Origin of the sequence: Halobacterium hubeiense (assembly GCF_001488575.1) — an archaeon.
Lineage (GTDB): Archaea > Halobacteriota > Halobacteria > Halobacteriales > Halobacteriaceae > Halobacterium > Halobacterium hubeiense.
Genome location: NZ_LN831303.1, coordinates 315,764 through 340,505, shown reverse-complemented (window position 1 = coordinate 340,505; position 24,742 = coordinate 315,764). Strand labels below are relative to the sequence as shown.

24 protein-coding genes are annotated in these 24,742 nt (G+C 57.0%); 14 read left to right on the top strand and 10 right to left on the bottom strand.

From position 1 onward, the window contains the following. Positions 1-260: 260 nt before the first annotated feature. The gene (locus tag HHUB_RS16855) at positions 261-1,340 is read right to left on the bottom strand and encodes a hypothetical protein (RefSeq protein WP_143416439.1); all 1,080 of its coding nucleotides are present in this window, start codon (positions 1,338-1,340) and stop codon (positions 261-263) included. Between the two features lie 468 nt (positions 1,341-1,808). On the opposite strand from HHUB_RS16855, the gene HHUB_RS14610 reads away from it, so the two are divergent. From HHUB_RS14610 to HHUB_RS17430, 5 genes are all read left to right on the top strand, one after another. Next, positions 1,809-2,297, top strand: a complete 489-nt coding sequence (locus HHUB_RS14610) for a DUF4184 family protein (RefSeq protein WP_059058790.1) — start codon at positions 1,809-1,811, stop codon at positions 2,295-2,297. A 360-nt stretch (positions 2,298-2,657) separates the two neighbouring features. Then, a complete protein-coding gene (locus HHUB_RS14605) occupies positions 2,658-3,140 on the top strand; it encodes a hypothetical protein (RefSeq protein ID WP_059058789.1) in 483 nt (160 codons plus the stop codon). A 3-nt stretch (positions 3,141-3,143) separates the two neighbouring features. Continuing rightward, on the top strand, positions 3,144-3,548 hold the full coding sequence (locus tag HHUB_RS14600; RefSeq protein ID WP_059058788.1) for a hypothetical protein: 405 nt from the start codon (positions 3,144-3,146) through the stop codon (positions 3,546-3,548). Positions 3,549-3,598: 50 nt separating this feature from the next. Next, the gene (locus HHUB_RS17435) at positions 3,599-4,531 is read left to right on the top strand and encodes an ABC transporter permease (RefSeq protein WP_238324092.1); all 933 of its coding nucleotides are present in this window, start codon (positions 3,599-3,601) and stop codon (positions 4,529-4,531) included. A gap of 49 nt (positions 4,532-4,580) precedes the next feature. Beyond that, a complete protein-coding gene (locus HHUB_RS17430; protein ID WP_238324090.1) occupies positions 4,581-5,396 on the top strand; it encodes an ABC transporter permease in 816 nt (271 codons plus the stop codon). Here HHUB_RS17430 and HHUB_RS14590 read toward each other — a convergent pair. Together HHUB_RS14590 and HHUB_RS17425 are read right to left on the bottom strand one after the other, a co-directional pair. After that, entirely contained in the window at positions 5,393-6,301 is a 909-nt protein-coding gene (locus tag HHUB_RS14590; RefSeq protein ID WP_059058787.1) for an ABC transporter ATP-binding protein, read from the bottom strand. The genes HHUB_RS17430 and HHUB_RS14590 overlap by 4 nt on opposite strands. A 188-nt stretch (positions 6,302-6,489) precedes the next feature. Then, positions 6,490-7,260, bottom strand: a complete 771-nt coding sequence (locus HHUB_RS17425; RefSeq protein WP_218778823.1) for a hypothetical protein — start codon at positions 7,258-7,260, stop codon at positions 6,490-6,492. A 304-nt stretch (positions 7,261-7,564) separates the two neighbouring features. Between HHUB_RS17425 and HHUB_RS14580 the strand changes: the two genes are divergently transcribed. The 3 genes from HHUB_RS14580 to HHUB_RS16235 all read left to right on the top strand — a co-directional run bounded on the left by HHUB_RS14580 (position 7,565) and on the right by HHUB_RS16235 (position 10,205). Then, on the top strand, positions 7,565-8,245 hold the full coding sequence (locus HHUB_RS14580) for a hypothetical protein (protein WP_059058786.1): 681 nt from the start codon (positions 7,565-7,567) through the stop codon (positions 8,243-8,245). Positions 8,246-8,630: 385 nt separating this feature from the next. Beyond that, on the top strand, positions 8,631-9,689 hold the full coding sequence (locus HHUB_RS16850) for a hypothetical protein (RefSeq protein WP_143416440.1): 1,059 nt from the start codon (positions 8,631-8,633) through the stop codon (positions 9,687-9,689). 156 nt (positions 9,690-9,845) lie between these two features. After that, on the top strand, positions 9,846-10,205 hold the full coding sequence (locus HHUB_RS16235) for a hypothetical protein (protein ID WP_218778824.1): 360 nt from the start codon (positions 9,846-9,848) through the stop codon (positions 10,203-10,205). An 849-nt stretch (positions 10,206-11,054) separates the two neighbouring features. On the opposite strand, the gene HHUB_RS14570 is transcribed toward HHUB_RS16235, so the two are convergent. The 4 genes from HHUB_RS14570 to HHUB_RS14555 all read right to left on the bottom strand — a co-directional run bounded on the left by HHUB_RS14570 (position 11,055) and on the right by HHUB_RS14555 (position 15,948). Next, positions 11,055-11,432: a hypothetical protein gene (locus HHUB_RS14570; protein WP_059058784.1), complete on the bottom strand. Its 378-nt coding sequence runs from the start codon at positions 11,430-11,432 to the stop codon at positions 11,055-11,057. A gap of 114 nt (positions 11,433-11,546) precedes the next feature. Further along, positions 11,547-12,464, bottom strand: a complete 918-nt coding sequence (locus tag HHUB_RS14565) for an ABC transporter ATP-binding protein (protein ID WP_059058783.1) — start codon at positions 12,462-12,464, stop codon at positions 11,547-11,549. A 7-nt stretch (positions 12,465-12,471) separates the two neighbouring features. Continuing rightward, positions 12,472-14,391: an ABC transporter permease gene (locus HHUB_RS14560; protein WP_082687286.1), complete on the bottom strand. Its 1,920-nt coding sequence runs from the start codon at positions 14,389-14,391 to the stop codon at positions 12,472-12,474. A gap of 432 nt (positions 14,392-14,823) precedes the next feature. Next, the gene (locus HHUB_RS14555) at positions 14,824-15,948 is read right to left on the bottom strand and encodes a chymotrypsin family serine protease (RefSeq protein ID WP_169793427.1); all 1,125 of its coding nucleotides are present in this window, start codon (positions 15,946-15,948) and stop codon (positions 14,824-14,826) included. Between the two features lie 211 nt (positions 15,949-16,159). Here HHUB_RS14555 and HHUB_RS14550 point away from each other — a divergent pair, with 211 nt between their 5' ends. The 5 genes from HHUB_RS14550 (at position 16,160) to HHUB_RS14530 (ending at position 21,534) form a co-directional block, all read left to right on the top strand. Then, on the top strand, positions 16,160-16,780 hold the full coding sequence (locus HHUB_RS14550) for an ArsR/SmtB family transcription factor (RefSeq protein WP_169793426.1): 621 nt from the start codon (positions 16,160-16,162) through the stop codon (positions 16,778-16,780). A 61-nt stretch (positions 16,781-16,841) separates the two neighbouring features. Beyond that, a complete protein-coding gene (locus tag HHUB_RS14545) occupies positions 16,842-17,603 on the top strand; it encodes a transcriptional regulator FilR1 domain-containing protein (RefSeq protein ID WP_059058776.1) in 762 nt (253 codons plus the stop codon). A 1,127-nt stretch (positions 17,604-18,730) separates the two neighbouring features. Beyond that, on the top strand, positions 18,731-19,120 hold the full coding sequence (tnpA, locus tag HHUB_RS14540; RefSeq protein WP_059058773.1) for an IS200/IS605-like element ISHhu3 family transposase: 390 nt from the start codon (positions 18,731-18,733) through the stop codon (positions 19,118-19,120). A gap of 1 nt (position 19,121) precedes the next feature. Beyond that, positions 19,122-20,276, top strand: coding sequence for an RNA-guided endonuclease TnpB family protein (locus HHUB_RS14535; protein ID WP_059058772.1), 1,155 nt, complete (start codon positions 19,122-19,124; stop codon positions 20,274-20,276). Positions 20,277-20,316: 40 nt separating this feature from the next. After that, positions 20,317-21,534, top strand: coding sequence for a DUF6498-containing protein (locus tag HHUB_RS14530; protein WP_238324088.1), 1,218 nt, complete (start codon positions 20,317-20,319; stop codon positions 21,532-21,534). A gap of 69 nt (positions 21,535-21,603) precedes the next feature. Here the strand turns inward: HHUB_RS14530 and HHUB_RS14525 are convergent, their stop codons facing one another. From HHUB_RS14525 to HHUB_RS16845, 3 genes are read right to left on the bottom strand one after another with little or no spacing between them, the layout of a single operon-like run. Beyond that, positions 21,604-22,398, bottom strand: coding sequence for a DUF7260 family protein (locus HHUB_RS14525; RefSeq protein ID WP_059058768.1), 795 nt, complete (start codon positions 22,396-22,398; stop codon positions 21,604-21,606). Beyond that, on the bottom strand, positions 22,388-23,281 hold the full coding sequence (locus HHUB_RS14520) for a DUF7551 domain-containing protein (RefSeq protein WP_059058766.1): 894 nt from the start codon (positions 23,279-23,281) through the stop codon (positions 22,388-22,390). Before HHUB_RS14520 ends, HHUB_RS14525 begins: the two co-directional genes overlap by 11 nt. 1 nt (position 23,282) lies before the next feature. Continuing rightward, on the bottom strand, positions 23,283-23,444 hold the full coding sequence (locus tag HHUB_RS16845) for a hypothetical protein (protein ID WP_157534026.1): 162 nt from the start codon (positions 23,442-23,444) through the stop codon (positions 23,283-23,285). Positions 23,445-23,728: 284 nt separating this feature from the next. On the opposite strand from HHUB_RS16845, the gene HHUB_RS14515 reads away from it, so the two are divergent. After that, the gene (locus HHUB_RS14515; RefSeq protein WP_059058837.1) at positions 23,729-24,742 is read left to right on the top strand and encodes a HEAT repeat domain-containing protein; all 1,014 of its coding nucleotides are present in this window, start codon (positions 23,729-23,731) and stop codon (positions 24,740-24,742) included.

Below are 24,742 nucleotides of genomic sequence, written 5' to 3'. Positions count from 1 at the left end.
AAAGAGTCTATCAAGAATCATTTACTGTCGCATCTGAGGAGGGGAATAGGACAGCTATGATAACCGAAATTCCCTCTAATAGGGGCCGGATTGAGGTTGAAGTTGCTGTCGCAAAAGAAGAAGTCAGTTCGTCGATTGAATATACAGAGAAAGAATGCTACGATATGATTATCACTTACTCACAAAGCGGGTTTGACTTCTATTCTAATTCATCTGGGGACTGCTGAAGAGAGATCAAGCAGAGTCTGGATGACCCTACCTTACTCACTCCCTTCTTTGGACGCTCCTTGAGTCTCCTTTGATTCAGAAACGTCAGCATTGATGTCACGCCGAACAATCAACGGTTCACCGTCAGCTAGTTCCTTTAGTACTTCGTGCTCAAGTTCTTCTGGTTGAACGGTTTCGGTATTAGAGGAATTTGGATCGAGTTCAGCTGGCGAGACATCCGCACTATCCCAATTAAAATCATATTGCCAAGCGGCGTCTGGACCCGCATTTTTAGCGCCTTCCGGTGTAGATGTAGCGCTCCCGATAGTAACATTTGGAAGCGTGGAACCATCAGATCGCACGAAGAAATCACACCAGAGTGCTTCGAACTTCGTGTATGTGGCTGGGTCCCATTTACCGTCGTGTGGCGACCACATATACTCGTTGTCTGTGTCCGTGGCTACGTTACTTCCACTAACTAGTTCATCTATAACAGTTGCTGCAGTGACCGCAACTGAGCCAGAGATGGACGTAGCTGAGAGGCCTGCTTTTGCGAGAGTGAAAGCAATATTTTCAGCAGTATCGTCGAAATCATGGTCAGAACCAATCTCTTTTGGATAGACGCCACGGCCACCTGGACCATCTGGGGGGTAAAGTGTTCCAGATTCTACTCCGATCTTCATCGTGCGAGCATCAGATGCGTTGGAATTATCGCCTAATTCACGCCCTATATCGCTACAAGAGAGATCTTCAGTATCAACAGTAGTGAGAGTGCGGAAATTGAATCGGGTTAAGACTGCACACTCGTATACACGGGTGTCTGTTCCTGGGCTTTCGTAGGCCTTCCTAATGGCGAAGGTTGTATCGATAAATAACTTACCGTCTATATCACCATAGCTGGAGAAGCAGCTCGTTTCTGTTTTTGTTTCGTGCCAAGCGTATTCGTCGATTTTATCGGTGTATGGAATCTGTTCTGGAGTTGTACTTATCGAGGTTGCTGAGGCCGTATTATTTGAGAAAACTCCTAGTAGACTTGATCCTGTAGCGAGACCACTTAGGCCTGCTAATACTGTTCGACGGCTAGTATGGTTATTATCCAATTCGGAATTGGATTTTTCGTCGTCGTTTTGCATTGTACTGCAAAAGTAGCAACTCTCGCAGGGAATTAGTATTTTTATACTAATCATAATAAAGAGGTTTTTATATTGCTATTTGCGGAATTAAGAATCAAGCAGTAATTGAGTGTTCACCAGTTGAACATCGATATCAATGTTGCACAGCCTAACTCGAAGTTGCTCGCTTCTCTTACCCGCCAACCGACTTCGGCGTCATCTAGGAGAATATAACTGGAAAAATATGTTCGCCGTCTCTTAGAGTCGAGGTCCGCGACAGCCGGTTCGCCACCGTAGCGTTTGGTAACTCCAGTCGTCGTTCTAGTAACTCTCCTCGACTATTTTCGTGTAAATAGCGTCCTCACGATAAACCGGTACATCTTCTTCTTCATCAGTCCACTCGGTTTCTCCGTCTGTACGTCAGCTACTACTACAAACAGCAGTCCACCGAAAGGAAACTACTTCCTGAATGGGAAATTCATCTGCATTATGCCCTTCACCCCATTCCACCTCGGTCCGCCCCTCCTTCTAGGAGTTATCCTCTACAAATGGCTTGACCTGCCAGCACTCTTAGTCGGAAGCGTTATCATCGACGTTCGTGCGGCGCTTGTCGTCTTCGGGCCACTCAAACCACCAATCCACGGCATCCTTACGACATTCATCGGCGGCACTATCATCGCAAGCCTACTCGCAGCCGCGTTCTCGGTACTCCCCAGCTCTATTGAAGACCTGCTTGTCCGCCTTCGGCTAACCGAAAACACGTCTTCCAGAGCGATTCTCGCAGGCAGTCTTATTGGCGTGTATTCGCACGTAATTCTCGACTCGATCCTGTATACTGACGCGCGTCCGTTCTCGCCAATCGCATGGAATCCATTCTTCGTCGACGGTGTCCGGTTCATCCCCGTCTACGCCGGCTGCACGCTCGCTGGTATTCTTGGCCTCCTCGCGCTCGCTGTGAAATGCCGATCCAAGCCCTGAATCCCACTCTCACAGCGGAAATAAGGTCAGCAGTGGTTCGTATGCCACCACTCGACGTAGGTCCCCCAGTTGAGTGTCGGCCAGACGTACCCAGCAATTTCGGGGTTCGGTTCGGGAATCTGCGGTCCCTCATAGGCTGTGAAGGACCTCGCAGACGTCTCCCACGACTACGTTGGGGGCAATCTTCGACACAATCAACAACAATCCCGACTCGTGGAAGGACGACGACGATGTCACCGATGCGACCGAGAAACGTCCTCGTGAAGACGGGGTACTACAACAAGGGGTTCCTCCAGGAGATCTTCTGAGGCCTCACATCGAACAGAAAGTATTTATCACACGCACGTCACTTTTTCGAGCATGAGTAACACAGCCACCTCCAACCGCAGACGTATCGACGCAGCAATCGCTGGGTCCGCCATCCTCGGTATCATCCTAGCCATCATCGAAGGGTTGGGAATGCTCGACTCCGGGAATATCGTGTTCGTCCTCACGATCGGGTTCCCGGCAGCCATCGCGACCCTCGCGTACCTCCACTACTATCCCAACGAAGAACTCGCCGTCGCTGGCGTCCTCGGAATCTGGGGCGCTATCGCGAGTGCAGTTGCCCTCTTCGGCACGTTCTTCATCGTCATGGACAACCCAGACCTCGTCTCTGATGCGTCATCAAGTTCGTTGCTGTTCGTGAGTTCAGTCACGAACTTCGCGTTCTCGGTGATTGCCCTCTCAGGACTGTACGCCATCGCAGGCCACTACAAGTCACGGGCAATCGCTGTGGTAGCTCCGATAACGCAGTTCATCGCGTTCGTCATCGCATCATACCTCACCCCGATGATCGCGTAACCGATGGCTCACTCACTCGCCAATTCGTTTTCTCGGCGACGGGTTATCACCGCAGTTATCGCAGGAGTAGGTGGCAGTCTGGCTGGCTGCCTGTCCGCCACTCCAGAAGGGTCCTCGGACCTCATCTTCCTCAACCACAACGAGAACCCGATAACTATCGACGTGACTGTGACTAACGAGGCCGGTGAAGCACTCGTCGAGAAGCAACTCGAGGTCCCCGTCGTAAAGCGGAATACGGAACCAAATGCGTCAATCGACGACGTCTTCGAGAGCGATGGTCAGTACACCGTCTCCGTCAACGTGACAGATGGGCCTTCAGCGACTGAACAATTAGACATTACTGGCACAGAAGACGACTCTGAGACGCACTCGGTATCCATCGATGGCGACGAAATCACGTTTTCTTAACCATCTCAGATTAGCAATTCAATAAGCACACCTAAGAGAAATCCCGAAACATGCCCTCCACCACGATCGCACGAACGGAATGCCGGCGGTATCTCCGTGGAAAGACCACGTGGCTTGCCGCCCTGGTGTTCATCGTCTTCAGTCGAATCGTGGCCCGACCCAGCCCAGAGGCCACCCGAATCATCGGCAACGCCGTCTCATTGGCTCACGCCCAGGCCGCAACTGTCCTTATCGTCCCGTTTGCTGCTGCCGCTCTCGGCTTCCGAGCCATCACCCGCGAACGCGAATCCGGCACAGCCCGTATCCTCCTCGGCACCAAAACAACCCGACCTCGCCTCGTTCTCGGAATGGTCCTCGGACGCGGGACAGCCCTCCTCGTCCCAATCCTCACCGCTACCGTCCTCGTCGTCGGATACGACATACTCCGGTACGGCCAATTCTCCCCGGTACTGTTCCTTGGGTTTCTCGCCTTCTCGACAGCGTACGTGTTCGCGTGGACTGGATTAATCGTCGGACTCTCGGCTGCCAGCTCGTCGACGACTCGCGCAGTCATCTTCGGGACCATCGTGACTATCGGCCTCACGCTCTGGAACGGCATCACGCTCCCACTCATATGGCAGTTCACGACTGGTACCACTCCCGGAAGCGAGCTCGCGCACCCCAAGCTGTTCGAGATAGCCGGCTGGCTCTCACCCAGGAGTGCGTTCCTCGTACTCACGAACTGGCTGTTCGGCGTCCCCATCGGCCCCAATGTCGCCATCACAGAGGTTGCCGATGCGCTACGCCAATCAGCAGAGTTCGCCCCAACACCCCCGCCAATTTCCTCATGGTGGGCGTTCGGGTTCCTGCTAGCGTGGCCGGCGCTCGCGCTCGCGGGTGGTATTACGACATTCCAGCGCGGCGACCTCGCCCCACATAGTCAGGGCGGGCTATTTCGCCGCCTCGTCGACGCGATACCATCCCTGCCCCCGCTCCCGCCGTGAATTCCATCGGCTCGCCCGCAGTCCACTCGTCTGGCTCGTCGGTGGACTCGTGTTCGTCGCTGCCGTCCTCAGTCTCTCACAACCAACGTACGTTCAGGAGGCGCTCGGCTCACGCGTCCCGCTAGCTGCCCTGCAGACACCGCTGAATATCATTGGCGGGTTCGGCGTGCTCTTCGGGACGTTCCGGGCCGTAATTCGCGATCGGGATACGGGCGCGATTCGCTTCACCGCTGGCACCGCAATTTCACGCACACAGACGCTCATCGGATTCACTCTCGGCCGCGCAGCCGCATTCGCTATTCCATTAGTTCTCGCGGTCGTCCTCACGTGTCTGGTCGCTGTTCCCCAACACGGCGTCGTTCCGCTCGATATGTTCGCGGTCTTTCTGGCGTACAGCCTGTTGTTCGTCGCTGTGATTGCTGGGATTGGCGTCTCGCTGTCGACGATTCTGCAGAGTCAAACGGTCGCCGGATTCACAGTCCTCGCCTTCGCCGCCGTTTACATCACGTGGTTCCAGATCTCGAACACGCTCTACGGGACGCTCTCAGGTACGACCGTCTCAGGGTTTTCTCCATCGACCAATCCACTCTACTTGGTCGTTCGCTGGCTTCCACCATTCCGACTCTCAACCGTCGTAACGAATGCAATTCTCGGCGTTCCGAACTCCGCAGCCTCCGCTACCAACGTTATCAGTGAACTACAGCCAAATCAAGTCTCCAATCTGGTCGTCGTCCGAATACAGTACGGATCTGACGTGCCCGTCTGGTATCTGCATCCGTCCGTCGCCCTGGTCGAATTGCTCCTGTGGGCGCTCGTCCCCTTCGCGGTTGCTGTCGCGCTCTACCGTCATCGAAGTATCGACTAGTCAGCTCGGGCGTCAGCCAGCTCGACGAAGGCGTCCTCGATCGTTCCTTGCTCGACGTCGAACGACCGAATGCTCATTCCAGCTCCTTCCAGCCTCCGTAGCACTTGGTAACAGGCGGTCCGTGGACACGTAACCACGAGTTCGCCGGCCTCGTAAGTGGCGTCCTCGACGCCGTCGAAATCACGGATACCTTCCTCCGCCAAATCCTCATCAGCCGTTTCTATGTGAAGCCGGGTTTTCACGCCAGCCACGTCTCTGAGCTCGGTCGGCGTGCCTTCGGCAATCAATTGGCCATCGGCGAGCAGGCCGACTCGGTCGCAAACTCGTTCGACTTGGTCGAGAACGTGACTGGAGAAGAAGACGGTCGCCCCCCGGTCACGTTCTGCCTCGACAACGTCTCTGACAAGTCGGACGCCGTAGGGGTCGAGGCCGGAGAACGGCTCATCGAGGATGAGAAGCTCGGGTTCGCCGGCGATCGCCATCGCAAGCCCGAGTCGTTGCTGCATCCCCTTCGAGTAGCCGCCGGCGCGCTGGTCGATTGCGTCGCCTAGGCCAACGCGGTCGAGAACCACTTCGGGGTCTCCGGTGGCGTCGTTGGCGTCAAGGACGTATTCGACGTGTTCGAGCCCGGTGAGAGTACTGTAGACGCCGAACCGATCAGGGAGGATGCCGGTTTGAGCGTGAATCTGGCCAGCGTCTTCTTGCGCGTCCAATCCGAGAACCCTAAGGCTGCCCGTGGACGGGCGCGTATAGTTCATTAGCATGTCGATGGTGGTGGACTTTCCCGCGCCGTTTGGTCCGAGGAAACCGTAGACGACACCGTCTTCGACTGTAAGGTCGAGATCCGCAACAGCCGGTTCACCACCGTAGCGTTTGGTAACTCCAGTCGTCTGAATCGCAGTCATCGATATACCGCCTCCTGTAGAGGGTCGAGACCACGAATCGAGTGGTGGACGTTTATTCGGAGGGCCATGCTCTCGAATACACCGGATTCGTGTAAAAATTTTGCCGTTCGATATACTACCAATAGCGAGTATTGTCTTGGAAACACCTCGAATAAAAATGACGCAGGGATACTTGACCTCCGGTGCAGTCAGCTGGTCGGCTTGTCCCTTTCGAGCACTTCGTACTCGCCGTTCTCCTTCCCTTCCGTGACGAGCGTGGCTTCGCCGCCACGTTTGGCACCGAATAGTTCGAAGGCGTACTTGGCCGACAAAGTTGCGGTGAACGACGAAGCGCCTTCGTTGATGTTGTCCTCGGTCTTCCCTTGGAACGTCGCGTACGGGCCGGGAAGCTTGTACTGGAGCTGCTGGGAGGCATTCTTGTAGTCGTCGCCACTGTAGTCCCAGTTGAGGATCTGCTTGTGGACGTAGACCGTGCCTTGGACCGGAACCTGCCCCTTGGCTTCGAGGGTCTCAGTCGCGGTGGTGTAGCTGTCGCTAGTCTGGAGACCTCCAGAGTTGGAGTACGTGGTGACTTCCAGATCAGCATTCATGTAGAGGTCGACGATCGCCTCTTTCTGAGCCTTGGAGAGGTCTTTGGCGTACTCCTTTTGCTTTTGCTCGGAGAGGTCGCTGACGTCGTTGAGGAATCCTCCGACTTCCTTGGGTTTGTCGGGGTTGAAATCCGTGTCGACGCCGTCGTCGGCTAGGGCTGAACCCGCACTCGCACCACCGATACCGACGGCAGTTGCGAGCGCGATACCGCTGGTCCTCAGGATGCTTCTCCGGGTGCTTTTCGGCCGCTCGTCTTGTCTGTTGGGACTTTCGTCCGTCATAGCTCTTTTCTTGTGTTCGGGGGACCCGAACACATCTCCCACCAAGGAGAGTAGTATCATATCGTTAACTTCTAGGATTTTATTCACAGTCTGAAACAGAGTAACTCACTTGAATATTGTTCAACCAATTATAAAATTAAACCCGATGAACAGAATGGAAACTTTTGAGCTTCCCTGTTTCTGGTGATTATTCTCAGAGCAAATTGAAAAGTAGCTAACCTAACAGTAGTTGCTAGCGCGGTTTCTTTATTCAGAACAGGTACTGAAACTGGGCGACTGAATCGGTGAGTGAGTTTTGCGGATCTAATGCACGGGCAAGCGAGGCATTCGTCTCTAGATGTATCCGCTTCATCCGTAGGCTTTTCAGTTATGTGACGAACGGGGTTTGCATATGGATTGGTCCTCCGTCACGCAATACTGGGGTGAAGCCGCAATCGTTGTTGGCTTCATCTTGCTTTTGAACCCGCTCATCGTGGGCGCGTTTGACATCGGTGACCCAGACAGGTATCGATACGAGGCCAGTGAAGTCTCGTTCTCCGCGAATGGGACCTACACGTTCTCGACCAATCCCGTTCCTCTCGACTCCGAGGTGGCGTGTTTTGGTGATGCCCCGAGTCGTTCTTGTGTGCTTGAGCGAGCCATCCACACCAAAGGAGGAATCACGTACGATGGCCCCACGGAGCTGTTCATCCACGACGAATACAGCTATGTCCACATCTGGGAGGAAGGATTCTTCCAGCCCGTCAGCGAGGAGCGGGAAAACGGGACTGTCTGGTACGGACTTGAGGCCGTCTCACAAGAGGAGGCGCTCAAATATATCGCAACTCCCGTAGAACGAACTAACAAAGGCATCCGAACTGCGATCGAAACTGGCTCCTACGAGACGTCTGACGAACTCGCCGGCGCTCACGATCTCGTTCAGGCCGACGACAGCTACTACGTCGTCTATCCAACCGTAGTTCAAGAACATGGGAGGAGAGAGCAGAGCCTCACAGTCATCGTCCTCCAGTGGCTGCTGGGAATTGCTGGTGCAATACTGATTCTCCGTGGACAACGTCACCGCCTCGAATGACAAACAGCCGGATACCAGCCGCCTGACGACCCGAAGTATTGGTCGTCTGGACTCCCCAAAGCTACTCCCCATCGGGATGGGTTCTCACCAGTTAATTCGAAGTGAAACAGCCGCTCAGTAGGTATGCGAACGTATCGTTCCGTAACTCAGTCTATCGCAAATTCGCCCCATTGTTGAAGGATAGCAATACCAATCAGTGTCAATGCGAGCCCACCAATCGCCCCAGCGAGATTGGCAATCCCAGAGAGTGTTCGAGTCAGCAACCACGCCGACGATTCTGCTCTCGTTGACCTATCCGGCAATATGGACCGTCCCTCAGCGAGGATATAAAATACTGGTTTTAATTATCAACATAGCTAATATAACCACAAACAATTGTGCATCTATGTCGGATAACCCGGCAAATAGTGTTAGTCGCCGTAGTGTACTCAGAACAACTGGGCTCAGCATCGCAAGCCTTCCTCTCATCGGTGCGTTTACCGACGAGGCAGCCGCGGCCGACGATCTACCATACGATAAAATTAACAACAAAGAGAATTCGACAACAATTCGATACACGAAAAATGCTCTTTGGCACAATTACATCAAAATCGGAGTGAGCTCTACCCTCCAGCATTTCGGTTCCGATTGGACGGATGGTGATGAACGGTGGAATCACAAATTCGGAATCAACACACAGGCCGTCGCGTACCACACGCAAGATGAAAAGCTCCGTCCGAACATCAAAAGCCAGTCAACAAAAGCGAAGAAGATTGGTGACTCTTCGCTGATTCTCAGCGGTCAACCTATCGGAAGCCCGTATGTTGGTGCGACACCCTCAAATAACAGTGAAGATCTTGAGCAAATATTCACGACTGCTCTCGAAGCAACTGCTGGACTGCTCAGCGCCAAGTTCGCGGTCGCAAGTGCCGCGACATCCATAGCGAACAGTCTCAAAGAAGCTGGATCACGCACCTGCAAGGAGGCCAGTGACTGTGAGCAGTATGAGTGGACCTATCTTCAGGACAAAAAGGAAGTCTCACATCAGGCCAAATGGTGGGCTACAACCGAGAAAGATGAGTGGGGAAACTTCGAGGTGGCAACACAGGCTGACTCTGAAACAGCCATTTCCTTTGTTGTTGCTGTCGGCCCAGACTATGGCGATGTTGCGCCTGGTGATCCGCCCTCGAGGACTGGAGCTCAGGACGTAAAATCAGCAGAAGAGCATCCATACTACATGACGCGGGACGAGCTGGATGATCTCTCCGGCAGTGACCGTCTTCCTAACTCAGGAATCCCCTCCCCTCAGAGTATGGATGGTACTACTGCCGACAAATTTGGCGTGCAAAAGTTAGATTCGCCGAAAATAATCACCGTTGATGGCGAAGAAAAGGAGGTAACGCACGTGGCGAAGAACATGCCAACACAGATCTTTGGCCTCGAACCCAAGAACGAATCTGAGTAACGAGCCACCACATTTTCATCTAACAGTGGATGAACAAAGTGAAAAACGACTACGTCATATAATCAGGTGATGGACCGTCGCACGTTCCTACAAGGTGGCTGTGGTGTACTCGTCGCAGCAAGTGGGTGTTTAGGGTTTACCAGGAGCACGCCACCAGTGACAGCCCGAGAAATCAGTATCGTTAATCAAGGTTGTGGCGATAAACAAAATACCGTTTCTTCCGATTACGATGCATCTGCTAACCAGCTCCATATTGATGGGACGCTCTCTGGAACACAACTATGTGGGGGTCTTGATATTACGTATGCTGGCAGCAATCCAGAGGATCGAATTATAGTCGAAATTATTATAACAGAAAGTGAGGCGTGTGACTGTACTCGGTACTACGACTACGAAGCAACTGTAACATTCCGAGAAACGCCTGGTGTCGTCGCGGTTGCTCATTCTGCTCCAGAAGAAGTCCTTGATATGCAAGCTATCGTACTGGACGAAGAAACCACAGTAGACTCTGCCTGAACTCAACCGCCAACTATGTTCGACTCAACCAATCCAACGCTCTCCCGGCGCACCCTCCTCAGTGGTACCGTTGTAGGCCTACTCGGTAGCGTAGCAGGCTGTATCGAGATGGGGGGGATCAGGAGCAACTGATGCGTACATTACCAACTACACCGATAGTACGCAGACGCTCTCGTTGTTGATTGAAACCGCTGAAAGCGGCCATACCGAGATCGATACGGAAGTGACGATTCCGTCGAATGAACACCGGAATCCGACTGCTCAAGACAAAATCACGTGGGGTGGGACGTACACAGTTTCAGTTAGCGCAGAAGACGGGCCAATGACGACATACACGTGGGAAGACCCACGGGACCCGCTCTATATCGCATTCCGTGCTGACGGATTCTCGTTCAAGACGATGAAGGGAACGCCAGAATCCTGGAACACCACCAGCAACTAACTTAGAGACTACTGCTAGAATCGCATCCGAACGTAGTATTCGATTGCAGCTACCACTCCGATAACGACGAGGAAGAACGGCCAGACGCCGAAATAGAAGCTAGTGAAGTCCTCCATTGAGCCGCCAGGTAATCTGTCTGCAAGACAGTACCCGGACAGCAGGATTGTTAGCAGGGGGCGCTGAGTAGGTTGTACTCCAAGTAGAGATAGATTGGGACTGCTCCAAGGAGGAACGGGCCGATAATCCAGTACGCCCACGCTCCAACCTGGGTTGCAAGAGTAGTTTGGGGGCCTGGTCCGCTTGCACCTAAAACAAAGGTGGACCACCAGTTGAGGAGTGTGGTGTTCAGTACTCCGGCGGCGATCGCGAGGGTGAGTCGATTGTTTGGGGGAGTCATCGGTGGAGTCTCACCGCAGCCGAACGTAGTACTCGATTGCAGCTATCACTCCGATGACGGCGAGGAAGACCGGCCAGGCGGCGAGATAGAAGACGGTAAATTCCCCCGCCGAGCCTCCTAGTCTGTCTGCGAAACAGTACGCGGTGAGCAAGATCGTCAGTAGGGGAGCGGTGAGTAGGTTGTACTCGAAGTAGAGATGGATTGGGATGGCTCCGATGAGGAAGCCACCAATGATCCAGAATGACCACGCTCCGATCTGGGTGGCGAGCGTGGTTCGTGGGCCAGGACCGTGCATACCTATCACGAAAATAGCCCACCAGTGGAGGGTTGCTGTGTTCAGCACTCCGGCGGCGGTTGTGAGGGCGAAACGCTTGTTTGGGGAGGGCATTGTTTACAGATTATTAGGTATCGGCATAAATGTATCCGATTTTGCCGTCGTGGGTGTCCCAGTTCGGATCGTTATCCCTCAATATCCACAAGAAGAACTTGCCCTCGTTAATGGCTACTCAGCGGAGTTCGTGTACGTGACGAAAGCATCCTCGATCGTCCCGGATTCGATATCAAATACTCCAATTGGCATGCCCTCCTCGATGCGTTCTAGGACGCGCCAGCGAGCCGTCGGGTCCGAACACACGACCACTAGCTCGTCCCCGTCGACTTCGACGCCAGCAACACCAGTCGTCTCCTGAGCGCGCATAACTGCTTCCTCTGGCGGAGCTTCTCCATCAGCAACCTGCACGTAGATACGTGAGACGACGCCGGCGTCCTCTCGGATCTCTGTTGGTGTTCCCTCTGCGACGAGTTGGCCATCTGCGAGCAGGCCAACACGGTCACAGACTCGTTCAACTTGGTCGAGAACATGGCTGGAGAAGAACACGGTTGCCCCACGTTGGGTTTCCGTCGCGACGAGCTCTCGGACGAGCCGGGTTCCGTGTGGGTCCAGCCCGGAGAATGGCTCATCCAGAATAAGGAGGTCTGGGTCCCCGACTAGCGCCATCGCGAGTCCGAGTCGCCGCTGCATCCCCTTCGAGTACGTTCGTGCCGGCTGGTCTGCCGCATCAGCAAGCCCAACACGAGACAAGAGTTCATCTGGGTCGTCGTCGACATCGTTAGCGTCAGTGATAAACGCGACATGCTGGCGGCCAGTCAGAGTCGCGTAGACACCGAATCGGTCCGGGAGGATTCCGACGCGGCTGTGGACTGCTTCCGTCTCGGTTTGTGCGTCGAACCCGAGAACGGTTGCCCTCCCATCAGTCGGACGGATATAGTCCATCAGGAGGTCGATTGTCGTTGATTTCCCCGCTCCGTTCGGCCCGAGGAACCCATACACTTCGCCGGTGTGAACGGTCAAATCGAGGCTGTCGAGTGCAGTCGTTGAACCATACGTCTTCGTGAGATTCGTGGTTTGAATTGCTGGCATCGTTCTGTTAGGTGAGGTCGATTGTCTGGAAGCGGTACATGCTGGCTGCGAGAACGACACTAATTCCCGCTACAAGTAGGAGGATTGCCACCCACGGTGCGAGTACAGCTGGAATCAGGTGGCCGTCAAAAGTAACGTCGACGACGAGACCCGGAGAGATTAAGAAGTGGTTGGGGTTGCTTGCAGCATCCTTGATGCGGAGCGCGTTCGCGTACGTAGTACTGGAGTTCCCGACGCCAAGCAGCCAGTTCGAGGCAACGTTGAACAGTTGGCGTGGGGAGAGCCGCCGAGTGAGGAAGTACAGTGTGTCCGGTGGGGGATTTTGGAGGGGGTACGAAGCGTCAACGAAGAGGCTATAGATCGACCGGTGGATGAGCTGCCAGAGACCGGTAACGGCGAGGTAAGCGAATCCCAGTGTCGCCGCGCGCGTGCTCGTAGACGCGAACGTGGACAAGCCGACGACGGCTGCTGCGTTGAACGCGAGGTACAGGAACGCTACAGCGAGCACGCCGACGAACACGACCGGAGAGAACGGCCCGTATCGGAAGATGCCGAGCGTGCCGCCGATGATGAGGCCGTAGCTGAGTGGTATCGCGACGGCGAAAGTGAGTGCGATGATTTTCCCAAGGATAATCTGTGAGCGGGAGATCGGGGTGCTGGTCGTATAGCGGATTGCACCGGTTTCCCGTTCGTGAACGATACTTCGAAACCCGATAAACACTGTCGCGAACAGACCGAGCAACGCGATGGGGACTTGGAATGCTGCAAGAGTCAGGTTCGCCCCGAGTGTTTCGTGGGCGATGGGAAGTGCGCCATTCAGTTGCCAGACGACCGCGAGAACGGTGAGAGCGAAGACAACGGGTGTTCCGAGTGACTGTGCTTTGACGGTGAATTCGCGGCGGGCGACCGGCGTCCACGCAAGCCAGCGGGATGGTAGATTCAGCTTCGAGAGTGCGGTGAGAACTATCGTGAACGGTGTATCGACGAGTTTCGTCCAGAGACGTCGGAGTTGAATCGGGAGCAAGTGTGCGAGTCGGTCGGAGAACGTTGAGACAGGTTTTGTAAGGTCGATTCGTTCGAAGTGAAGTGCAGCAAGGGCGAGGGGCGCGACCGCCCAGAGAAGTAACGTGAGGGCTGCAAACCAGGAGGTGAGGTAGAACGGGGGATTTGAGCCAAAGACTTGCTTGACCGCGAATCCAGTCGTCCCGTTGGAGGTCGCTTGTAGGGCGTTGAGGAAGTAGGTGTGCGTATTCGGGAGGTCGAGCAAGGCGTTCACGACAGCGCGGTATGCGTCCAGTGGGAACAACCGTTGACTGAGAAAGAGGAGTGGGTCGGCTGGTGGGTTGCCGGTGCTGACGGCTTGGCCAGTGAATTGCTCGTAGAGGTTGAGTGTGCGGCTACTAGCCTCGCCAAGCAGCCAGACGGTGAGGAGGCTGAGTACGGCACCTCGAAGCGTTGAGGAAACGGTGGCCGAGATCGCGGTGACGAGGTTACTATAGATTACCGCAAGCGCGAGAGACGCGAGGAGGAATCCAACGAAGGGAGCAATTGGTGGGTGGCCGTATCGTGTTCCTCCGAGAATTGTTAGAGCGAGGATTGCTAGTCCGAGTGGGAGTGCAAGGGCGAGTCCACGGCCAAGTGCTTTTCCGACGAGGATTTCGGTTCTGGAGAGTGGCGTGCCGGCTGTAATGCGGATACTCCCGGATTCGCGTTCACCGATAATCGAACGGAAGCAAACGATAATCGAAGCGAAGCTAAGTATTGTTGCAGCAGTAGAGGCAGCACCAATAGTAAGTCGTGGATCTGGAGCGGCGCTTGTCGTGAGGAAGTTATTGCCGACCCAGAAGAAAGGCAGAGTGAGAACCCAGAGCCATTTAGAGCGCGCAAGAAGAGCGAACTCACGACGGACGAGCGGAGTGACGTGCATCAGGAGATATCTCGCTACGTGAATATTTAATTGGATTGGGTTTTCTCAACACGAGTTCGTGAAAGACAGCCAGCGCGGGAAAACAAGCAGAAGCGTAGGATACCTTAACAGCAGGTTTCAGACCGATTCACCAAGATTCGAGGATGGTTTTGGACTCCTCAAACGTACCGTCAGCGTGCCCGACGAGGTTGATCTTGGGGTACTCGGTATCGATGTGTTGGCCAGCGACCGAGTGCGTGAATTTTGCGACAGCAGTGTACCCCATCGATGTTTCAGTATCTACACCTGATTCCCCGTGAACCAGTTCCTTGTAATGCCAGGTCGAAGACGGAGTGGAACGGTCGAAGTTCAGTCCACTAATGGTTACGCGCCAATTCTTCGAAGCAACACCAATTACCACTCCAACTCGCCCAAATCGAGAGCAGACACTCCTCAGAGCGTTATATCGTATTCGTTGTTCTTGTGGAACCAAGCGTGGCCCGCTGCTTTCCGCCCGATGTCGCGCTCTTCCCCGACACACGACTTGGAATCGTTGATATTCGTCGCGTGCGTCGTGTGCCCGACCAGGACCGCGTACTTCACCCCGTAGATATCCTCGATACGGTACATCGGGCCACCGGAATCGCCATCGCCGACATCGAGACCGTTCAAAACCACACCTCGACCTTCGAGGTTGGTGCAACCGTTCCCGACCGTCTGGTTCATCGCATCAATTGTCCCGGTAGTCTTCCCGGTCGTAACGCCCATCTTGTGGACGGGCTTCCCTTCTGCGACGAGTTCGCTGACCGCTTCTTCCGGGAACCACCCCGAGACATCTTGTATCTCGGACTCCTCGAGAATTTCCGAGGAGAGGTTCAGAGAGTCGTTTGTTTTCTCGACAAGCGCGAAGTCCGGCGCGACCTCCGATTGAGCAACCTCACCGAAGTCTTGCGTGTACTGGGTTGCTTTCTCGCCTTTGCTCGACGTACAGGATTTGTTCTCCCAGAGATGGTCAGCCGTGAGCAGACGCTCGTTCCCATCCCCGTCTTTAACTGGGTAGCCAGCGGTCCCCCAACCAGTGTAGGATTCGCCCCCATCTTCCCAGCGTGCTTCGATCGGGAGACCACCAACGACGTCGTCGCGAGTTTCGTAGTGGCAGGCATTCTGCCAGTCCTGTTCGTCGACAGTCTCAACTTCGACACCCTGGAACTCGGACGGCGTAACTGACTGCGTTCGTTCGTTAGCTGCGACCTGGATTTTGAGACCGGGTTTACCGCCGTAGGTGTCCGAGGAGCGGGCGATTCCAGCAGACTGACTGCCGGACGCCGGGGATGGTTGTTTTTCGAAGTCAGCCTTTGCTTGGAGGACGTTGCGGACGTGTTCGAGCCACGACTGGGGGACTTCCTTGTGCTTAAGGACCTCGTCGTCGGTGACGACGTACGGGATTTCTGTGGTGTCGCTGCCCTCGACGACAGCTGGAACGGTTGGAAGCGTTAGTGCAGCGCCGATGCTCGCGATGACGCCTCGGCGTGTCGAAGAGTACGTGTCTGTACGACGGTGGTCATCGTTGGACGCCATATCCATCTACGACTCGTCAAGGAATTGTACTTGCATTATCTAGTGAAGAATTGAAAACCGAGGATATTTTCTAAAAGTAGATGAGCGTATGTTAGGGAGTGATGCATTGTTCACATCGTGATTTAAAGTGGGAGGTGGAATGCTGGCGGGTCCGGGTAGGGGGTTGCGATTGTGCTAAGTAGGGAGAGTGTCTCGGGGGTGAATGAAACCGATGACTTCGATACGCGAACTCGCGCAAAACGAACGCCCTCCTGATGAAGACGGGACGCTCAGGGTCGTCGATATGAATGACGAACAAGCAGTCTCCCTGTTCAAGACACTTGGCGACGAGACGACACTGAAGATCTATACAGCCATCCAGCAGGAACCAAAGACGCCGCCTGAGTTACAGGAGCTGACAGAGACGACACTCCAGAATACGCACTACCATCTGAACAAGCTCGAGGACGCCGACCTCATCGAGCCGGTCGATACGTGGGTGTCCGACCGGGGGAAGGACATGAACGTCTACGGGCCGACGAACAGCCCGTTACTCATAAGTTTCGCTGCTGAACAGGATGCACCGGGTATTCGCTCACGAATTGTGAGTGTCTTGGGGATGGTCGGCGTTGTCTCACTCGTCAGTCTGTTCGTTGAGTACGCTGTTGATCTGTTGGTGGAGCCAGCTTCACAGTGGCGGCAGGTCGGCGCAGGGGGGTATGGCGAACAGGAGTCACTGACGGCGATTTTCCTCCAGTATCCTGGTCTCTGCGTGTTTGCATTTGGTCTGTTAGGGATTTTCGCGTACCTGATTTTCGTGTCCTCAACAGGTGTTAAGACGTTCAAGTCGTGAACATCAAATCAGGATTTGAGGTACCTCAGTGTTCATTTCGGTTCGCTCACAGACGTATGGTATGGCATCATCGGTTTCTGAAATCGCCGATGTTGTTCTGAAACGCCGGAACATCCTCGAGTATATCTGTGAGTATCAGCCGGACAAGCGAACGGTTGTTGAGAATCTCCCGGAATCCCGGCCAACAGTTGACCGAGCAATCCGGGAATTAGAAGACCACGACCTCGTTGAGCGCACTGATGGGGTCTGCAAGCCGACGTATACTGGGATTATTGCGTGCGAGCTCTGCGAAGACTTCCAGGATTCATTCAAGATGTTAACGGAGACGGGCGCTGAGCTTGCCTCTCTCCCCCTTGACGCTGAGTTAGACACATCGGTTTTTCTCGACGGCGACGTGTTCCATCCGCCCGATTACGCTCCCTACGAGACGATAGAGCCAATGGATGAAGAAATCCGGGGCGGGGAAGAGCTCGTGGCCGTTTCGGAGGTGCTGATTCCGCATATCAATACAATTCTCGAGCAAGGGATGATTGACGATGTTGATGTTACCCTTCTCGTGAATGATGAGGTGTTAGACGTCCTTCTTGAGAACCAACCGGATAGTATCATTCCACATATCGAATCGGGGGATGCGGTCTACCGGGGAATCGACGTGTCCCGGTACAGCCTCTTTCTGATTGACGGTGAGGTGCTGTATACGGGGATTTATTCGCAGACGAATCACCTCTCATCGGTTATTCGAAATACGAACAGTCAGGCGATTCAGTGGGCGAAAGACCACATTTCGGGGCTAAGGGAGGGAGCCACACTACTGACAGTATAACACACTACACCGCATGCCACATGGCGGACACAATGAGGAGAACTGGACTCGTATACCAATGGTTGCATGTTATTTCCATATTTTCCATTTGGTGCAGGAGTGTCTAACTTCTATCGCAGTTTTATTTCGACGTGTGTCACCGTCCGGGGAAACTAGAGTAACGGTAAATGATACAGTTGCCTGATTCGGGTGTGTTTGGTTCTCTTGGATGTTGGTAAGGCGATACTGGAAGTTTTCGAGGGCCGAGATCTCCGCGGGCGTGTGTTCAGATATTGGACTGTGTCTGTGTAGAAGTGCATTTGCTGTATCAGCGTCTCCATCATACACCGCCTCATAGTATGATCGAACGACTGTAGTGGGAGTCTCTGTTGGCTGGTTCGTCGCAAGAGTTTGAGAGCTAATTTGGTTGGGAGTGGCTGTGGAGCAAGCGGCGGTAGAACGGGAAGATTCGGAGATTCGTGTCTCTGTTGCTACCAGATCGCGTGATGTAGAGTTACCATCAACCATCAAACAGCCGCTCAAGGTCGCCACCAAACCTAGGCCACCAGAAAGATAGCCACGCCGCTTCATTGTTTCAAAGATAGGGTGAATTCAATATAAGTTCCGGGGAGATTTCGCTGGGAGTGAGATTACACACATAGAAATGTAAAGGGGTGTTAGAGACCATTGGCCGAACAGATAGGGACACAGCCAAGTAATAACCCATGAATAGCACAATATAACCAGAATGTCTAAATGCCACAAAGACTTGGTTATCTCATCAAAAATAACAAATTATGGCTATATACACAAATATTTCTAGTTCAAATAGGTTTATTTAATATATAAGTATAAAATAAGCTTTTATTTTTATCAGATAGAACATACTATATCGTTTTTCAATAGATTAGAATTGTCCTAACACCCCAATTCTATTTAGTGTCCATCTTAGATTGGTCCAAACAAGATCGCTTGGAGTTGTCCCACGAGACGATCGCTTGGAGCGGCTACTCCTGAGTCTTGACATCCTCCCACCCCTTCAGGGGTGGGATGAAGCCGACAACTGAGAATCTGTCTACGCTCGTAGGCACGGTTGCGGTTGGATACCTGCATAACATCTTTAGGTGAATAGTTTCTATATACTGACGATGCCTCGTGGGTTCGACAGGGAACGTACCAACATCCACAAACTCCAGTACCACTTCATCTGGTGTCCGAAGTACCGCAAATCGGTACTTGAGGGCGAGGTACGTGACCGTCTCGAAGAACTCATCGAGGAGAAAGCCGACGAACTCGGCCTCGAAATCTTGGAGTTGGCGATTCGCCCCGACCACGTACACTTGTTCATCACGGGCGACCCGACACTCGCCCCGAACAAAATAATGCAACAGGTCAAGGGCTACTCCTCGCGCCACCTCCGTGACGAGTTCGACTTCGGCCTCCCGTCGCTGTGGACGCGCTCGTACTTCGTCTCAAGCGCGGGCGACGTATCCAGCGAAGTCATCAAGGAGTACATCGACGCGCAAGCAGGTGAGTAGTATGCAACGGAACGTCTCAACCACGGTGCGGGTCAAACTCCACTCGCTGACCAACAGGAAAGCCGACCTGCTCGCCCGTGAGTATGAGGCGTTCCAGACCGAAGTTCACGGCGGAGACGCCGACCTCTACTCCGCGACCGACCAACAGGCGTCGAAGGTGCAACGGCAGAAAGACCCTAATCCCGACACCGAACAGCCTGTCGTTCTCCGTAACGACGTATTCGACGTGACCTACGACGAAGATACCGTCCTCTCCTCGTGGTGGGTGAAAGTTCCCGTCTACGACCCCGAGCGTGGACGGGGCAACTCCATCTGGTGCCCCGCCCACGTCCCACAGAAAGACGAACAACTCGTCTGTGAGGGTGATATTCGGGACAGTGAACTGGTGCGCCGTGACGGTGAGTGGTACGTACATCTCGTCGTGAAGCGGTCTGTGACCGTCCAAGACGAGTACGACGACGTGCTGGCTATCGACATGGGCGCACGGTGGGTCGCCACCTGCACGTTCCTCTCCGACCGAAAGACCACATTCTACGGCGAGGAAGTGCGCCGTATCCGCGAACACTACAAGCAACTGCGGAAGTTCATCGGGAAAGCGAAACCCCGACAGGGACAACAGGTGGTTGAGCGCATCGGTGACGCTGAGACACGGAAGGTGGACGACCGACTCCACAAGATTGCCCGACAAATCGTAGAGAATGCCGAGGAACGGAATGCGGTTATCGTCGTGGGCGACCTCGGCAGGATTCGTAAAGACAACGACAAGGGGCGGTACATCAACGACAAGACCCACAAGATGCCGTTCGCCCGCCTGCTGAACTACATTGAGTACAAGGCCCACGACGCAGGCATCGAGGTGCAGTTGGTCGAAGAATACGACACGTCGAAGACATGCAATCGGTGTGCCTGCGAGGGTGTTCGGGCAACACAGGGACGCTTTGAGTGTCCTGAGTGTGGGCTGGACGACAACGCAGACAAGAACGGTGCGCTGAACATCGGCAAACGAGCCTTGGGCAAGTTCTCGAAACCGCTGTCTGAGGCGGGGGCTGTACTGGCACAGCCCGAAACGCAGGTCATCGTCGACCGTGACGACGAACCTGCGAACCTCTCCGTTTCCGTGGGTTCAACCCCCAGTGGAGGAACCCCACGGCGTTAGCTGTGGGAGGATGTCAGGCTGGTCCGGCAGTGGTACCAACGTGAGAGGGCGCGCGTACAGGGCGGTGCTGGTCGCCGCCGTGTTGGCCGCAGGCGTGGTCCGCTTCGAGTGGGGGCCTCACCTCCTGCTGTTCGTGTATTGGATGGAAGCAGGCGTCGCGGCCACTCGTGGAGCCGTCCAATCCCTGTTCGCCGCACTGCCGCCGTCAGCGGCGTACAGGCCGACGGCGACGAGGATGCCGTTCCCGCTGGAATCGCTCGCAGACGTCCGTGGGAGTATCCGGCTCAGCAGCCGGCTCCCGCCCGTGTACCCACGGAGCGTGCCGTACGTGCTGTTGGCGGTGATTCCGCTCGCTGCGTTCTGGCCGCTGGGCGGGCTGCTACTGACGGGAGCCGTCGCGCCGTTCGTCGAGACGTTCGCTCCACCCGCGACGCTCGCGCTGGCCGTCCTCGTCGTCGTGGTCGATCAAGCGTCGCGATTCGTGGGCTGGCTGCGCTCCGGAGCGTACGAGTCGACGGCCGCCACCGGTGGCGACTCCCGGAAGTACCTGGTGCTCGTGTTCGTGCTCGTAGTCGTCGCCCCGCTCGCGGTCGACGGCGCCCAGGCCGCGGGCGTCGGTCGCCTCGGTCTCGGGCTCGCGGCCGTCGGCGCGCGAGCCGGATACGACCTCGTCGAACTCCGGTACCCCGGATGGCTCGAATCGATGGTGTTCAGCGACGAGACCGTCGGAACGGAGCGGGCGGTCGAAACCCCCGACGGCGAACCGGTCGAAACGTTTGACAGCGACCGCCGCGGCACGCTCGCGGCCGCGGCAATCAGTGGAGTCCTCGCCTCGGTGCTGGGGCTGATGCTGTTCCCGGTTCTGTTCGGTGGACTGGTCGGGTCGCTGGTCGGCGGAGAGGTACTTGGAGCCCCGTACGGCCACGTTGTCGGCGCCGCGGCCGGCGCCGCGGCGGTCGTGGGCTGCCGGGTGCTCGTCGAGCTCGTGGTCGGATGGGTCGTCAGCGGGCACGTCGTCTATCGCATCTACCCGGACGCGGTCGTCGCCTACAACGAGTTGACCGGTGCGGCGCAGTGGTCGGTTCGGCGGGACGAGATAGCGGAGGTGACCACGTCCTCGGACCTCTTCGCCGCGGTGCTGCCCGAGTGGTACGACACGCTGAAACTCAGAACCGTCGGGGGCGAGACCCACAGGCTGGGGTACTTCGAGGATGTCGACTCGGCCGCGAGGCTGCTCGACTGCGAGCGCACCCGCTGACTCCGCGCGCGTCGGTTCAGTTCAGGTACCAGTTCGTGACTGCGGCACCGAACCCGATGGCGTCGTCGGTCACACGCGACAGGTGAGGTGCTCGCGGACGGTGCGTTGGGCGTCAGCGCACAGGGTCTCCACGCGGACGCCGGCCGCAAGAACGGGGAAGACGACGGGGAGGTCGGCGTAGAGGTACCGGACGAGCATTCGATGTTGCATCCCGGCTTGGCCCGCGTGCTTCGTCGACCGGTGAAGGAACGCCTGTCGTTCGGCGAGCAGTTGCGCGCAGCGCTCGCGGTGGGCGGCGAGTTTCGCGTGGCGGGCGCGCAGTTGGTCGAAGCCGAGGTCGGTGAGCGGCGTCTCGTCGGCGTCGTACAGCCACGTCAGAATCGGTTCGAGGGTCTCGGAGGCGGCAGCCAGTTCGTCGAGTTCGGCATCGAGTCCGGCCTGCATCACGTGGGCTTCGACGCGTCGAGACTCCACGGCGGCGACGATGGCGTCCCGGAGGCTGCTCGTGAACCCGGCGTCGGTCGTCGGCGCGAGCGCGACCGCAATCGAGTCCGAGAGCTCGGAGCGAATCGTCTCCAGCAGCGGCTCGTCGTTGTCGATGTCTTCGACGCTGTACGGCCGGATTGTGTCCCGGAACGCCGCGCGGACGCTCGCACAGCCGGTTTCCGTGCTGGCCGCCGACCCGGAGGACTGGGCGCCGCCCGCGGGGAGCGCGGGCGCTCGCTGTCCGGGGTGGCTGGACTCCAGCGGGAGGTCTTGCACGCGGGCGACGAACTGGTCGTAGGCGTCGAGTTTCCCGCGGACGGACTCCCGTTCGGCGCGGGCGAGGTCGCGCGCGGCGTCGAGGTGGGTGTCACTCGGCATGGTTCGTGATTGGAGCGGTGGTGAGGCCGGCGGGCTCGGCGGCGGCGGCGAGCGTCAGTTCGAACGTGTCGTCGCCGACGCGGGTGACCTCGGCCACGGTGAGCGAACGGCCGCTGTGGTGTCGCAGCATCGTGACGGTAATCGGGAGCGTCGGGAGGTGTGTCTCGACGGGCGCGAGCGCGTAGTCCGTCACGGAGACGCGACACCGGCGTTCGTCGTCGTCGAAGTCGACGCGCCACGGGGAGAGCGCGTACTCCCCGATGAGGTCGTTGGCGGCGAGCCGGTCGAACGCCGTCGCCAGCGAGGGGTCGGCTGTCGATTCGTCGGGGAGGTGGGTGGTAGCGTCAGCGAGCACGGCCGCCTGCTCGGCGTCCGACAGGCGCGCGTCCAGTTCCGCGGCCATCTGTTCGAGGAGCCGCGAGCAGAGGCGGTCCCGGGAAGGCGTGGTTTCGGCGGCGTCGAAGTACGCGTCCATGACGGTTCGCTCGACGTCGTCGTGGCCGTGATTGGAGAGCGCCTCGAAGAGCGCGCCGGCGACGCGGTGGCAGAACTCGATGCGGCCCGAGGAGGCCTCGGAGTGCGTGGCTGTTGGTGGGAACGCCCAGTCCTTGCTCGCCGATGGCGCCGGGGAGCGTTCGAGCGCGGGCGCCTCGCAGACGACCGGGTCGTAACACGGCACGCGCGGGTCGTACCGGCGGAGCGTCGCGCGGTACTGTTCGGCGATTTCGGCCGCATTGGCAGCGGCCTCGCGGTCCGGAAAGCGGTGGCCGTCCACGGGGACGATGCGCTCTGCGGTCCGCCCGCAGACCACCTCGTAGGGGCCGTCGTCGGCCGCCAGCCGTTCGATGCGTGCCCTGAGTTCGGTGAGCGTCCGTCCGACCACGTCACTCGCCCTCCGTTCGTCGGGAAGCGGCGTCGTCGCGCTCGTGGGAGCGAGTGTCCGGTCGGTCGTCGTCTTCAGCGCCGTCGAAGATGCGGAGGTACAGCCCCGTCCAGAGGCTGGTGCGCTGGCGGCGCGTCGACGTCGGGAGGGAGTCGTCGAGCATGCTATCCCTCGTTCGCGGGCGGTTCGCGCCCGGGAGAGCGTTGCGCGAGGCGACCGTCTCGCGAGGGCAGTCGTGGTGAGTCACTCTCAGCCATTGCTCTTTAGGCCCGCCTAAAACAGCATAAACGTTCCGGCTTGCAAACGTGACTAAGTTGGCAGATAGTGTTGTTGCATAACGCGCGTGGGCCGCGCATCTCTGAGGAGTCCGGCGGGCCGACCGTCGCAATCCGGAGACGGCTAGGCTTTTCACAGTGTACGGGCGAGTGACACGTGGAGGCAACACGGATGGACGAGGCGAACGACCCGCCGACGATAGCTCGCCTGACCGACCACATCGAGTCGGGCGCTCACGAGGCCGCTGTGGGCGGCCTCAAAGCGTACGAATCTGCAGCGGCTGACCGGCGACGGGAGGCACTGCAGGCGCTGAGCAGTCTCGCGGACGACCACCCCGCGGCGTTCACGCCGGTGCTCGCTGAGCTGGTGCCGTTCCTCACGGACGACGAGCGCGCGGTCCGGCTGACGACCGCGAAACTGTTCGTCGCCGTCGCCGACGCGGAGCCTGCGGCGGTCGGCGCGGTCGCGGAGCCGCTGGCCGAGCGGCTCGCCGACGACGAGGAGTTCTACTACGTCCGCGCTCGGGCCGCCGAGGCGCTCGGGTACGTGGCCCGCGACGAGCCCGACGCCGTCGACACGCCTGAGCTGCTCGCGGAGCTACGCGTCGGGCTGGACTTCGACGAGCCGGAGGTCGTCGAGAAGCTCGCGAAAGCCCTCGAGTGCGTGGCGCTGGGCCAGCCGCACCGGCTCGGCCACCACGCGCCGGCGGTCGCTTCCCACCTCGACGACGACAGCGAACTCGTCCGCTACCACCTCTGCACGGCGCTCGTCGCGGTCGGCTGTGAGCGCCCGGCTGCACTACAGGACTGCCGGGACGCCCTCGTAGAATGCCTCGAAGACGAGAACAGCTACGTTCGTGGTCGCGCCGCAGAGGCCATCGGGCTGCTCGTGCGTGCCGACAAGCCGGGCGGTTCGCTCCCGAACGAACGGCTCGTTGCGTTACAGGACGAGGAGCCGTCGTTCGTCGCGGACCGAGCGCAGTTCGCGGTCGCAGAGTTGGTGGATGAAACCAGCGACGCGAGGAAGTGCAATGAAGTCGGGTCGCTCGAAGGGGTGCGGGCGGAGACCGAAGCCATCGTCGAGGACATCACGACGCCGGACGAGGAGGGAACGTGCTCGCAGTGTGGTCACGTGTTACCCGAACACGGCCCGCCGCTGTGTCCGCGCTGCGGGGGACCGCAGTAG

Excerpts from the sequence above, each read along its gene's own strand:
- HHUB_RS16855 (WP_143416439.1), bottom strand. The coding sequence starts at position 1,340 with ATGCAAAACGACGACGAAAAATCCAATTCCGAATTGGATAATAACCAT.
- HHUB_RS14610 (WP_059058790.1), top strand. The coding sequence starts at position 1,809 with ATGCCCTTCACCCCATTCCACCTCGGTCCGCCCCTCCTTCTAGGAGTT.
- HHUB_RS14605 (WP_059058789.1), top strand. The coding sequence starts at position 2,658 with ATGAGTAACACAGCCACCTCCAACCGCAGACGTATCGACGCAGCAATC.
- HHUB_RS14600 (WP_059058788.1), top strand. The coding sequence starts at position 3,144 with ATGGCTCACTCACTCGCCAATTCGTTTTCTCGGCGACGGGTTATCACC.
- HHUB_RS17435 (WP_238324092.1), top strand. The coding sequence starts at position 3,599 with ATGCCCTCCACCACGATCGCACGAACGGAATGCCGGCGGTATCTCCGT.
- HHUB_RS14590 (WP_059058787.1), bottom strand. The coding sequence starts at position 6,301 with ATGACTGCGATTCAGACGACTGGAGTTACCAAACGCTACGGTGGTGAA.
- HHUB_RS14580 (WP_059058786.1), top strand. The coding sequence starts at position 7,565 with ATGGATTGGTCCTCCGTCACGCAATACTGGGGTGAAGCCGCAATCGTT.
- HHUB_RS16850 (WP_143416440.1), top strand. The coding sequence starts at position 8,631 with ATGTCGGATAACCCGGCAAATAGTGTTAGTCGCCGTAGTGTACTCAGA.
- HHUB_RS14570 (WP_059058784.1), bottom strand. The coding sequence starts at position 11,432 with ATGCCCTCCCCAAACAAGCGTTTCGCCCTCACAACCGCCGCCGGAGTG.
- HHUB_RS14565 (WP_059058783.1), bottom strand. The coding sequence starts at position 12,464 with ATGCCAGCAATTCAAACCACGAATCTCACGAAGACGTATGGTTCAACG.
- HHUB_RS14560 (WP_082687286.1), bottom strand. The coding sequence starts at position 14,391 with ATGCACGTCACTCCGCTCGTCCGTCGTGAGTTCGCTCTTCTTGCGCGC.
- HHUB_RS14555 (WP_169793427.1), bottom strand. The coding sequence starts at position 15,948 with ATGGCGTCCAACGATGACCACCGTCGTACAGACACGTACTCTTCGACA.
- HHUB_RS14550 (WP_169793426.1), top strand. The coding sequence starts at position 16,160 with ATGACTTCGATACGCGAACTCGCGCAAAACGAACGCCCTCCTGATGAA.
- HHUB_RS14545 (WP_059058776.1), top strand. The coding sequence starts at position 16,842 with ATGGCATCATCGGTTTCTGAAATCGCCGATGTTGTTCTGAAACGCCGG.
- tnpA (WP_059058773.1), top strand. The coding sequence starts at position 18,731 with ATGCCTCGTGGGTTCGACAGGGAACGTACCAACATCCACAAACTCCAG.
- HHUB_RS14535 (WP_059058772.1), top strand. The coding sequence starts at position 19,122 with ATGCAACGGAACGTCTCAACCACGGTGCGGGTCAAACTCCACTCGCTG.
- HHUB_RS14525 (WP_059058768.1), bottom strand. The coding sequence starts at position 22,398 with ATGCCGAGTGACACCCACCTCGACGCCGCGCGCGACCTCGCCCGCGCC.
- HHUB_RS16845 (WP_157534026.1), bottom strand. The coding sequence starts at position 23,444 with ATGCTCGACGACTCCCTCCCGACGTCGACGCGCCGCCAGCGCACCAGC.
- HHUB_RS14515 (WP_059058837.1), top strand. The coding sequence starts at position 23,729 with ATGGACGAGGCGAACGACCCGCCGACGATAGCTCGCCTGACCGACCAC.